The 12,381-nt window shown below is 38.0% G+C and carries 11 protein-coding genes; 5 read left to right on the forward strand and 6 right to left on the reverse strand.

Annotated features, from left to right (window positions below; translation table 11 throughout):
* Positions 1-21: 21 nt before the first annotated feature.
* From ACTHJT_RS09040 to ACTHJT_RS09060, 5 genes are all read right to left on the reverse strand, one after another.
* Positions 22-756: a class I SAM-dependent methyltransferase gene (locus tag ACTHJT_RS09040; RefSeq protein WP_440237699.1), complete on the reverse strand. Its 735-nt coding sequence runs from the start codon at positions 754-756 to the stop codon at positions 22-24.
* Between the two features lie 2 nt (positions 757-758).
* Complete coding sequence (locus ACTHJT_RS09045) at positions 759-1,472, reverse strand: glycosyltransferase family 2 protein (RefSeq protein WP_440237700.1); 714 nt, start codon at positions 1,470-1,472, stop codon at positions 759-761.
* A gap of 97 nt (positions 1,473-1,569) precedes the next feature.
* Positions 1,570-2,847, reverse strand: a complete 1,278-nt coding sequence (locus ACTHJT_RS09050) for a glycosyltransferase (RefSeq protein WP_440237701.1) — start codon at positions 2,845-2,847, stop codon at positions 1,570-1,572.
* A gap of 23 nt (positions 2,848-2,870) precedes the next feature.
* Positions 2,871-4,355, reverse strand: a complete 1,485-nt coding sequence (locus tag ACTHJT_RS09055; RefSeq protein ID WP_440237702.1) for a hypothetical protein — start codon at positions 4,353-4,355, stop codon at positions 2,871-2,873.
* 13 nt (positions 4,356-4,368) lie between these two features.
* Positions 4,369-5,265 (reverse strand): hypothetical protein, encoded by an 897-nt coding sequence (locus ACTHJT_RS09060; RefSeq protein ID WP_440237703.1) that lies wholly within the window; start codon positions 5,263-5,265, stop codon positions 4,369-4,371.
* Positions 5,266-5,391: 126 nt separating this feature from the next.
* Here ACTHJT_RS09060 and ACTHJT_RS09065 point away from each other — a divergent pair, with 126 nt between their 5' ends.
* The 5 genes from ACTHJT_RS09065 to ffh all read left to right on the forward strand — a co-directional run bounded on the left by ACTHJT_RS09065 (position 5,392) and on the right by ffh (position 11,171).
* The gene (locus ACTHJT_RS09065; protein WP_440237704.1) at positions 5,392-6,909 is read left to right on the forward strand and encodes a lipopolysaccharide biosynthesis protein; all 1,518 of its coding nucleotides are present in this window, start codon (positions 5,392-5,394) and stop codon (positions 6,907-6,909) included.
* A complete protein-coding gene (locus ACTHJT_RS09070) occupies positions 6,906-7,661 on the forward strand; it encodes a class I SAM-dependent methyltransferase (protein WP_440237705.1) in 756 nt (251 codons plus the stop codon). Before ACTHJT_RS09065 ends, ACTHJT_RS09070 begins: the two co-directional genes overlap by 4 nt.
* A 1-nt stretch (position 7,662) precedes the next feature.
* The gene (locus ACTHJT_RS09075) at positions 7,663-8,454 is read left to right on the forward strand and encodes an FkbM family methyltransferase (protein ID WP_440237706.1); all 792 of its coding nucleotides are present in this window, start codon (positions 7,663-7,665) and stop codon (positions 8,452-8,454) included.
* A complete protein-coding gene (locus ACTHJT_RS09080) occupies positions 8,451-9,752 on the forward strand; it encodes a hypothetical protein (RefSeq protein ID WP_440237707.1) in 1,302 nt (433 codons plus the stop codon). The genes ACTHJT_RS09075 and ACTHJT_RS09080 overlap by 4 nt, the downstream gene beginning before the upstream one ends.
* An 87-nt stretch (positions 9,753-9,839) precedes the next feature.
* Positions 9,840-11,171 (forward strand): signal recognition particle protein, encoded by a 1,332-nt coding sequence (gene ffh / locus ACTHJT_RS09085; protein ID WP_440237708.1) that lies wholly within the window; start codon positions 9,840-9,842, stop codon positions 11,169-11,171.
* 82 nt (positions 11,172-11,253) lie between these two features.
* On the opposite strand, the gene ACTHJT_RS09090 is transcribed toward ffh, so the two are convergent.
* Positions 11,254-12,324, reverse strand: coding sequence for a pre-peptidase C-terminal domain-containing protein (locus tag ACTHJT_RS09090; protein ID WP_440237709.1), 1,071 nt, complete (start codon positions 12,322-12,324; stop codon positions 11,254-11,256).
* Between the last annotated feature and the right edge of the window lie 57 nt (positions 12,325-12,381).

Here is a 12,381-nt window from a genome sequence, read left to right on the forward strand (position 1 = left end):
TTAATTTATGAAGTTCGAAAGTTATTTCTGACCAATCGTAATAACGGACAAGCCGGCACGGTTAAAAATAAGTTTGTCAACTATTCTGAACAAAGGCACCAGCCTATTGTAGAATTTCAATTGCCCTTCCGGAATAATTTTATTTTTTAACAAGCGTCCTGATACAAACCAGCCGGGAATTCCGGCAAAGTTGAAATAGCGGCTCTTGACAATTTTGAAATTAGCCTTTATAAAAAGATCATTTAAACTACGGGTATTATATCTTTTATAATGCTCTAACTCTTTATCAAAACGGTTATATAAAGCTTGATAAGCAGGAACTAAAATAATAAGATTACCGCCTTTTTTCAGCAGCTTATGACAGTTGCTTATGGCCAAAGCATCCTGTTCAATATGCTCAACAACATTTAAGGCAAATATGGTGTCAAAGGATCCAAATAAATGCAGGTATTTATTATCAAAATCCGGATCCACCAGGTCAAACAAAATCATTTTCTTTTTATTGAAAGAAGGAAAACGTTTGCTCAATGCTTCAAGGTAATTTGATCGGATATCTGATAACGTAATCGATAATTTATTCTCAATAAAAAACTGTGAAATATTACCAATGCCAGAACCAACTTCTAAGATCTCACCTGAACAATAAGGACGGATCACATCGAAAAACCATTTGTTAAGCTTATCTGCATCGGAAAGGACAGACAGAGTATCCATTCCTTCGATATCAATTTCTTTGTATGTAAAGCTTTGGCTCATTTCTAGAATAGGGAATATTTAATGATACAATACAATGCTCTGAAAGCATCTTTCATCCCGATTTTTTTGCCTTCCTCGTACGTACGCCCATAATAAGATATACCAACCTCATAGATACGTATATCCGGGACTTTAGCGATTTTAGCTGTTACTTCCGGTTCAAATCCGAAGCGGGTTTCTTTAAGGGAAATATTCTTGATGATGTCTTTTTTGAAAACCTTATAACATGTTTCCATATCTGTTAAATTCAGATTGGTAAACATATTGCTTGCCATGGTCAGCATTTTATTGCCGATTGTATGCCAGAAAAATAAGATTCTGTGTGGTTTTCCGCCAATAAAGCGGGAACCATATACAACATCGGCAAAACCTTCTATGATCGGTTGTAACAGCAGATTATACTCGCGCGGGTCATACTCAAGATCGGCATCCTGGATGATGATTACGTCACCGGTAGCTTTTTCAATACCTGTATGTAATGCAGCACCTTTACCTTTATTAACGTCATGGTTATAAAGTGTAATATCGTGGCCCGGATGTTCGGCTATATATTGTTCAATGGTATTTTTAGTATTGTCTTTCGAACAATCGTTTACTAAGATAATCTGCTTTTGAATGTTATTGCTTAATGAGACATCTAATACACGGTTGAGAATTAAATGTATGGTATGCTCTTCGTTGTAGGCAGGAATAACAATAGATAAAGTATTGATCATTTGATGATTATTAATCCTGTAAGTTAGGATTTTTATTGAGCATTTTCAATGAAAATCCTAAAATTATGGCTTTGGAGGAGGTTTGAAAGAAGAAGCATTAAAGCAAATTTCTATATACCGATTCGTATGCTTTGCTGATTTTTTCAGGAAGATATTTATCCAGGGCTTTATTTCTGGCATTTAATTTTAAAACATCCGGAGATTCGTTGTTAATGATAAAATGAATGCCATTAGCCAGGTCGATTTCGTTTTTATAAGCTGCCAGGTATCCGTTTTTTTTGTGGTCAATCATTTCAGGTAAACCGCCTGTATGGAAAGCTACCACAGGAACTCCGCAAGACATTGCCTCAGCAACTGTATTCGGTAAATTGTCTTCCAGGGATGGACTGATATAGGCATCTGCAACAGAATAGATCTCTGAAATATCTTTTGGATTGATTTTGCCCAGATAATTTACCTTGAAAGGCAAATGATTAAATGCTTCCGAAACATTATTTTTAATGGCACCGAACACGGCAATTTCAAGTGTGTTGTTTGAATAATGCTTAGCTAAATGGGTAAGCGCATCTTTAAAATATTGAAATCCTTTTCTCGGATCTTCAATACTCATAGAACCAAAAAGCAATATTTTTTTATCTGTTGGAAGCTGGTATTTCAAACGCATTTTCATGGTGTCATGCGGAATAAAATCTTCTACAGGCAAAGCATTTGGAATGGAAGTCACGTGAAAATTTTTCAGAATGGAGCTTTTGGATGCTTCTGTCGTGAGCCACTGGCTGCAGCCAACGATGGTAAGTTTACTGGCATGCTTAAAAATAACGGATTTCTGTGCATGCTGCTTTGCTGATAAATCAGCGGCAGCTGGGTTTTTAAGGAACGGACAATTGCCACAACCATTCAAATATGCCGCGCATGTACCAGGATAATGACAGCCACCTGTAAAATACCAGAAATCATGCATAGTAATAACAACCGGCTTGCCTGAATTGAAAATTTTATCCAGGCCATTTAAAGAAATAAACCCCTGATTGATCCAGTGCAAGTGAATAATATCAGCTTGTTGAAAAGCGCTGTTTTGGGTAATATCAAAACCAATAGGGGCGGTCGAAAAACTAAATCGTACAGACGGGTTTTTTTCATCAAATAGAAACAAAAATTTCTCAAAGGCCAAAAAAAGAAAAGATTTTAGTTTGCCCAGAAAGGCATCATCTTCATAAGAAAAAGATGTGATGGATGACTGATTACGGGAAGCCTTTGTAAGATAACTGACTTCGTTTTTTTTTCTTAATACCTCTAACAGTCTGTTTGCTGCTATAGCTGCACCTCCCTGATGGTGAAAGGTACTGATCATACAAACGTTTATATTTTTTGACATTGGCAAGGCTGTTAAAGTTTTATTTATAAAGTATCCGGACGGTTGATTCTATAGACAGCAAAATCGGTATTCTTAAATACCAACTGCAATACTGCATAATGAATGATTGGTGTACGGTATGAAATATAATAATCAGCTTTTGAATGGATCAAAGATTTCTCATCTGTATATTGTCTGATCGCATTTAGGTCTTTTTCTAAGCGATGTGCGAGGGGCTTGAAAAAACAAAGAATATCAGTTGTATCTGTATGCGATTTAATAAACGCATATAATTCTTTTGATTCGGTAGTGTGAATAGCGTCAGTATTTTTTATGAACTTAAACTGAATGACACAGATAAGGCCGCTTACAGCAATAGTACTGACCAATAACAGAGGAAGGCTTCGGGTAATAATACTATTGTATATATTTTTTATTTGTATGCAGCCAAGCCAAAGGAAATGAAGGTAGATCGGTAAAAGCGGAATGATGAAGCGATAACCTTGTTTACTTGGCCAGATAATAAACACACCCATAACAATGACTGTAAATAAAATCAGATCCAGATTTTCCTTGAATCTGCTGTATATGCCATAGATGCTTATGCCGAATAGCAGTAAAGAAATCATATAAATAAATCCGGAAATGATTTGTATGCCCTTGAATGCAGGCAAAAAGGGTATTGCCAGCTCCCATAAGTTAAAAGGGTAGGCTGCGAACAATTCAACATAATACCAGATGTTTTGTAAAATTGTTGGCAGGTCAGTTAAAAGAAGGTATTGAAGATAGCTGCCTGAATCTATTTTATATAGTAATGATAATCCTTTAGAGAGCAATAAAAATAATACATAGGGAAAAGCAAGCAATAAAATATTTTTCCGGATGGGATATGTTTTCCATTGTTGTAACTGGTGAAATGAGAGCAGTGGTAAAAATAAGATCCCTGTACTTCTGAATACGTAGGATGCAAAAATAATACCTACCAATTGCGTATAGAATAAATATGGATTTTGAACGCTGTTTTTTTGTAGCCGGGCAAAAAACAGAAACGTAAAGAAGAGGAAGGGAATATCAGATCCGATGGTGTCTGATTGAATTACCATTTGTGGATGTAGGCCAAAGCAAATAGTAATAAAGGCTGCCACTTTCGTACTATCAGTACGCAGTTTGAAGAATGTGTAAATGATATATAAACTGGCTGCCCAGAATAGAAGCATGATCATTTTCATGGCATAAAAATTTACACCAAATAATTTAATAACCGGGGCAAGTGATAAAGCTGTTCCAACGGGATATAAATAGGGGCCCGTTAACCTGTCTGAATTATCCATGGCAAACTTATTCGTTTCGAACAGCGCGTTCGTGGTCCCGTCAACGATTGAAATAGCCTGTGAAACATATAAAGCGAAATCATCCCCCCAGTTGTGCCCGTCATCTATGGTTAAGTAAGAACAGGAAACCAGGAATAAAACCAGAATCCATCTGTTGGTCAGCAATCGGTACAGAGAAGACGATTCTATATGCATCATGTCGGGATAAGGATTATTTTAAGAAAAGGTTGATAAGATATTCAAAACGGTCTTTCCAGGAAACTTTAAAAAACAGGCGAAATGCTTTTAAAATATTGGGATCTTCGTGAATCGGATAGATGAACCGTATCTGTTTTGATGTGTGATTTATATCAACGTGATATTTATTGGTTGCAGGGGAGTGTACGCCTGAACTGTCGTTTCCGAAATTCATGGCAACACTATTCACCGGATACAGACAATAAGCATGGTGCTTAAAATGTGCATAGCACCAGCGTATGGCCCATGAATTTATTTGCCCGGTCATTTGACGGTGAAGCATTTTAGAAAGGTCCACACCTCCTTTATTAAACAGATCCTGTTGATTTTTATCAGTAGCAAAAGCAGCATAATCTTTCATTTCCCAATCGGCGCTTGTCCATCTGTCTTTCCAGGTAGCCCAGCCCCAGGATGAGGCACGGGGAGAAATCAATACATCGTCGGTATAAGATTGGGGTATTTTGAAAGGGAACCGGTAACCGCTAATCGAAAACAGGTCTTTTTTATCTTCGTAAAATTCCAGAGCGTTATTCATGTAGGTAAGAAAATTCTCAGCCGTTAAAATATCGTCTTCCAGGACAATTGCCCGGTCGTGTTTACTGAGAATTTCAGAAACTCCATTGATCACAGAGTAGGCAAGGCCTTTATTCGTTTCCTGCATAGAAACCGACACATGCTTAAAGCCTGTGCAGGTTGATATAATATTCCGTACGGCAGTTATTGCCTCTTTGTCTGATTCATTCTTAGGGCCATCTGAAAAAATGTATAAATCGCTGTCTGCTGCTAAATCGTTTTTTTGAAGAGCAGAAAGTGTTTTTAATGTATGCTCCGGGCGGTTATAAACAAATAGAATAATTGGTGCTGGCCTCATTGGATATATATCAATCCGTAAAGATAAATACTTCAATACGATTAATATCTTTTTTGTGATCCAAATAATGCAATTTTCACTATGGGAGTAGTATTTTAACTATATTTGAGGCCATAAAATCAGAGAATGGGTATTATAATCCGACAGAGCTTTAAGAGTACGTTGCTTTCATATACAGGGATCATCATCGGGATGGTTAATGTATTGTGGTTGATGCCTCAGTTTTTCTCGCCCGAACAGATTGGTTTGTTCCGGTTGTTGCAGGATATTCCCATACTTGTTGCGTCTTTTATGCAGTTCGGTGCGGCCAATGTTGCCGATCGGTTTTTTCCGAAATTCAAAACAGAAGACGGTAAACATAACGGCTTTCTATTTCTATTATTGGTTTATCCATTCCTGGGGTATCTGTTGTTTCTCTTGTCTTACTGGCTTTTTCAAACAGATATTGTTGCTGTTTATGAAAGTAAATCACCGTTGTTTACAGACTACATGGCTTATCTGGTGCCTTTGTCTTTATTCACTATGTACTCCAGCATTTTTGAAACATACGCGCGTATTCACATGCGCATCGTAGTGCCTACTTTCGTGCGGGAAATTATTTTACGTATCTTATTTGTATTGCTGATTGCCGGATATGCGCTGCAGTTTTATGATTTTGGATTTACCATTATCCTTTATGTATTGAGTTATGCATGTGCGCTTGCATTGCTGGTTGTTTACACTATATCCACTATGACGTTTTATCTGAAGCCGCAATTGGAATTTCTGGATAAAACGTTGGTGAAGAATATTTTTGCTTTTGTTGCATTCATTGTTCCCGGTACCGCAGGTTCATTGATTGCTTCCAAGATTGATACGTTGATTATTGGTGCAGAACTTGGTCTTGCAGAGATCGCTATTTATAACCTGGCTTTTTTTGTAGGGTCAATTGTAGATATGCCTAAAAGAGCGTTGTCGCAAATCAGCCTGCCGATCATTTCAAATGCCTGGGCACGGAATGATTTATCAGAAATTGATACCATCTATAAAAAAAGTGCTATCAACCAGGCGCTGCTTGGGGCATTAATATTTTTAATGATCTGGCTGAATGTAGATACATTGCTGGCATTAGTACCGAAGCATGAAATATATGCACAGGGTAAATATGTGATTTTGTTTATTGCGCTTGGAAGACTGGCAGATATGGCTACGGGCGTAAATTCTGAAATCATCATCACCTCTGTATACTACAGGTTTAATCTTATTTCCATGATGGTATTATCTGTATTGACAGTAATTACCAATTTGATCTTTATAAAACAGTATGGTATTAATGGCGTTGCTTTCGCTGCCTTACTAACGGTTTGCATTTTTAACGCCATGAAGATGATCTTTCTTTGGGTACGCTTAGGGATACAGCCATACAATTGGTCCATGGTGAAGTTGCTGGGTGTTATATTGGGCGTATTATTGCTGTTCTACTTCTGGCCCCAGCAACAGCAAACATTATGGCTGTCTATGATCATGATTGCCGTCCGTTCGCTGGTAATCGCTGTTCTTTTTGTAGCAAGTGTATATCTGCTGAAGATCTCAGAAGATTTTAACCATACATTGAAAAACTTAACATCTATCATTAAAACTTTTAAAGCTGAATCCAAGAAATGAGATCCGTAATAAATCCTCTGTACAGAATATATTTATCCTGGCTGCCGTATCTGAAATTCAGGCCTGATAAATGGATCTATGAAATCGTACGCTTTACAAACGATTACAGGTTGTATAAATCGCAGCAGAAAAACCAGAATTTCGAAACATCGGTTTCTTACTGGTATCCGTGCTTGACAGACAGAACATCAAACACACCATTGGATCCGGTATATTTTTTCCAGGATAGCTGGGCGGCATCAAAAATATTTGAATACAAACCAGCATCACATGTAGATATTGGCAGTGCTGCAAAAACCATTGGTATCCTGTCTCAATTCGTTCCGATTACGATGGTGGATATCCGCCCCATTGCCTTGCAGATGAAAGGACTTCATTTTAAGCAAGGTACTATTTTAGATCTTCCTTTTGAAACCGCATCACAGGATTCTGTATCATCTCTTTGCGTGATTGAACATATTGGTTTGGGCAGATATGGCGATCCTATTGATCCATGGGGCAGTGAGAAGGCCATAGCAGAGTTGCAACGTATTACAAGAACGGATGGCATTATTTTATTCTCTGTTCCTATTGATTCAACATGTAGAGTGTATTTTAATGCTCACAGGGCTTTCACAAAAGAATATATTCTGAACTTATTCTCATCATGTGAATTGATGGAAGATAAATATATTTATGGCACCGAACTGGTTGATACCTACAATCAGTCAAAAGGCTTTGGTATTGGCTTGTATAAATTCAGAAAAAAATAATATGCGGTTTACCATCAAAAACAGAAGCTCTTTCAGACGAATCAGTATTGCCGTGTTGAACAGGCTGCAGGATTTTTTACTGAATTCAAATAATGCAAATATCCAGTCTAATGGAGAATTACGGTTTGTACGTGAATATGTTCAATCTTTGAAATCTGGTGAAACTTATACATTCTTCGATATTGGTGCGAACAAAGGTGAGTACACAGAATTGCTGACAAAGCTTTCTGATAAAGCTAAACTGAATTATACGGTTCATTTGTTTGAGCCAGTTGCTTATACATTTGAGAATCTCAAAAAGAATATTCCGCAAACGGAGCATCTGGTGTTTAATAAGGTAGGTGTTTCTGACAAAGCTGGTAGCCTGGATATATTTTATAATAAAGCCGGCAGTCCGCTTGCTTCCTTATATGAAAGAGATGTAGCTGAGTACAATATTGTGCTGGATCAAAAAGAAAAAATTGATCTGATCCGTCTGGATGATTATATAACCCAGCATAACATTCAGCATATACATTTATTAAAGATCGATGTAGAAGGCCATGAAATTGCGGCTTTTGAAGGTATGGATCGATTCCTTGATGAATCGTTCGTTGATGTTATTCAATTTGAATATGGTGGCGCAAATATCGATTCAAGAACCTATTTAAAAGACTTCTTTAAATTGCTTGAAGCGCGTGGTTTTAAATTGTTTAAAATAAACAGGAGTAATCTTACTCCAATGGTGTATACGGCAGCACTTGAAAATTTCAAACACTCCAATTACTTGGCAATAAGTAAAAAAAGAATATGATACAGATTTCTCCGATACAGAATAATATTACTGTTTGTCCGTCTTGCGCGTCCACGCAAACGGCCACACATACTATTCTATACCCGGGGATTCATGTAGCTGCCGAGTGTACCTGCAATGCTTGTCAATATAAGTATATCCAGGACCTTCCGGTTGGGCATGCCTGTTATTATCCTGTATCTATTGGTGTCAACGATAAAAAAATAACGGATGCGTATTCGATTGATTGGTATACACAGTCGTTTGCAACGTCGTATTTAAATCAGAATACGTCTGCAGTTCATATAGAGCGTGTTGTCAACCATACTACAAAAGATGTTATTGTAATCAATTGTCTCGATTACCTGTACGGACATGTATTGTTAAAACTGTTCAATGTTTCTTTTTGTAAACAACAACACCCGGGAAAGGGTATTGTTGTTATTGTTCCGAAGAATTATGTCTGGCTGGTACCTGCATATGTAGATGAAATCTGGGTAGTTGATTTAAAACTAAGCCAGTGCAAGGAATGGTATACATCCATTCATGAACAGATAAGTTTGTGGATGACATCTTTTCAAACTGTAGATCTGGCTTATGCTTTTCCGCATCCTTGTACAGAGCGGATACAGATTGAATCTTATTCACGTGTACCGGCATTTGATCTGAATACATTTACAGAAAAAAAGCTGACAGTAACATGCATCTATCGCACAGACCGCTTGTGGCATCAGAGTAAAACAGAATATTATGTTTTCCTCGTTTTACGCAAAGCAGGCTTATTGAAATTTACATCGTTTTTATTTCCCGGCTTACAGAATCGTTCTATTCAAAAGTTGGAACGCATGCTGCGTAAGCAATTCCCGGAACTTGTTTTCAATGTGGCTGGTATGGGAAGGTACGGAAGTTTTTCATCTTCGGTTATCGACTTGCGTTCGGATAAACCAAATGCCGAAACGGAAAGACAATGGTGTGAAGCATATGCCAATAGTCATGTGGTTGTAGGGATTCACGGGTCAAATATGCTTTTACCTACAGCACATGCAGCTTCGTTTGTAGAACTGTTGCCAATGGACCGTACAGGAAATCTTACCCAGGATATTATCACAAGGTATGAAGGAAGAACAGCCTTGTATCTTGGCCGTTTCATTCCGGATACTTCAAGTCCGGCGTTGGTTGCGAACCAGATAAAAGCAATCTATAAAGGTTGGCCATTATTCGAACTGTACAATGATCCTGCTAATCAATTGTTTGAAAAAGACATGGAAATATCTTTCCTTAAAAATCTCAGAAACCGCATTTTAAAAGCGCTGAAATAGTTTAGCTGTACAAAAATCATTTTTGCAGCAAAGACGCTGGAATCCACCGGCTTTTTTTGTATTTTAGTAGTCATTTCCAATACCATTATGTTTGATAATTTAAGTCAGAAGCTCGATAAAGCATTTAAAACCCTGAAAGGTCAGGGAAGAATCACTGAAATTAACGTTGCGACTACCGCGAAGGAAATCCGCAAAGCCTTAATTGATGCTGATGTTAACTATAAAGTAGCCAAGACCGTAACCGACGATATTAAAGAGATTGCCTTAGGAAGAGAAGTATTGATTTCTGTTTCCCCGGGACAATTGCTTGTGAAGATTACCCATGAAGAGCTTACTAAGCTTATGGGTGGTGAAAAGCAGGATATCAATTTAAGAAACGATACTACTGTTATTTTGATTGCAGGTTTGCAGGGATCTGGTAAAACAACCTTCTCTGGTAAGCTTGCCTCGTATATTAAAAAGCAAAACAGAAATGTATTGCTTGTAGCCTGCGACGTATACAGGCCGGCTGCGATTGACCAGTTAAAGGTATTGGGCGAGCAGGTAGGCGTAGAAGTATATACAGAACCTGAAAATAAGAAGCCTGTTCAGATTGCGCAGAACGCGCTTGAATTTGCTAAAAAGAATAATAAGAAGGTTATCATCATTGATACGGCCGGTCGTTTAGCGATCGACGAGGAAATGATGAATGAAATTGCAGAAGTGAAGAAGGCTGTGAAGCCTACGGAAACACTTTTTGTGGTGGATTCCATGACTGGTCAGGATGCGGTGAATACGGCGAAAGCATTCAATGACCGACTGGATTTTGATGGTGTGGTATTGACCAAGCTGGATGGTGATACACGCGGTGGCGCTGCAATCTCTATTCGTTCTATCGTAGAAAAACCTATTAAATTCATCAGTACCGGTGAGAAAATGGATGCGCTTGATGTGTTCTATCCGGAACGTATGGCAAGCAGAATCCTGGGTATGGGTGACGTTGTGTCTCTTGTAGAACGCGCTCAGCAGGTGTTTGATGAAGAAGAAACAAAGAAACTGAATCAGAAATTAAGAAAGAATCAATTCAATTTTGAAGACTTCTTAAATCAGATTCAGCAGATCAAGAAAATGGGTAGCATCAAAGACCTTGTAGGTATGATCCCAGGTATGGGTAAGATGATGAAAGACCTGCCTGTAGATGATGATGCTTTCAAACCAATTGAGGCAATCATTTTTTCTATGACAAAAGAAGAAAGAGAAAATCCGGATATCTTAAGCGGTAACAGAAGAAACAGAATTGCTAAAGGTTCGGGTACATCTATTCAGCAAGTGAACAACCTGCTGAAGCAGTTTGAAGACATGCGTAAGATGATGAAGAGCATGAACAAAATGCAAGGCAAAGGTATCCCTCCGAATATGAAAAATTTAATGAAACGATAGTTATTCGTTTGATGACCTATAAAACAAATGAGTCACGCTGTAAAGTGTGACTCATTTGTTTTATAGGGTAATGAAGTAAAAACTATTTTACAATCAGTTTGCTTGTATAAGCATCAGTCTTTATTAAATAAACACCAGCCTGCAAATTATTTAATTTTAATGTACCCATACCATCCGCGATGTCTACGTTTTGATTCGAAATAACATTGCCTGAGCAGCCTAAGATCTGTACGTTAGCAGAGCCTGAGCTTTCAGCAAAAGAAAGATAAACCAGGTCGTTTGAAGATGCAGGATTTGGATATAGAGGTGTTGTGGCCGTGAGCGTTGAATTGTTGCCAGTTCTTGAGTTGCCGTTTACATAGCTTTCCTGGATGCGTAATGTATAACAGGCTAGATTATATTGTCCGGGAATTTTTTGTGAAACCCGAATTTTATAGGTTGCAGGTCCTGTTCCATTGAACGTTATAAATTCATTACCCACGCCATAAAAGCTTGATGAAGCAACTGGTCCGCCAGTACCTGTGGTGTATAATTCCATGTCGTAATCTGCTCCGGGATTGTTTAAATAAATGCGGTATAACGTATTGCCCGAATACGTGGAGAATTGATACCAGTCAACGTCTGTAGAGCTTCCTATTTTATCTACGATATTATTGTACATGTAAATAATAGCCGGACTTGTAGAAGACTCATTCGGTTCGTAATTATTGTTTGGTGTACACACACCACTGGTAAACGTACCGAATAACTGGTAGCAGGAATTGGCAGTACTGCTTTTGGCTGAAACCTTCACCAGATAATAATTGGGCCCGCCGGGTACGTGCCAGTTGATGCTTTCATAAACACCCGATGTTTGGGCAGAGCTTGCATAAGATGCTCCGCTAAGGGTTAATAATTCCAGATCAAGATCCTCGCTGAAGCCTGCCAGTGTAATACTTAATTCACCAAATGTAGGTACTGTAATTTTGTAGTAGTCTATATCTGTCCCGGTGATGGCAGCTTCCATCGGGTAATCAAACTGAAATGTTGCCGGTGTTGTAACGGAATTATTTGGTTCATAATTCGCAGAATTACAATTTTGTCCATGAGCATTCATGGACAAAAATGCCATGCAGGCAACCATTGTTTTTGAGAGTAAATTTTTCTTTTTCATAGCTGTAGTTGGTTGTTAAAAGATAAGTAAAATGTGTATACTCAAATATATCGAAAC

The organism is Cytophaga sp., assembly GCF_051961495.1.
In the GTDB taxonomy this organism is placed as follows: Bacteria; Bacteroidota; Bacteroidia; order Cytophagales; family Cytophagaceae; genus Cytophaga.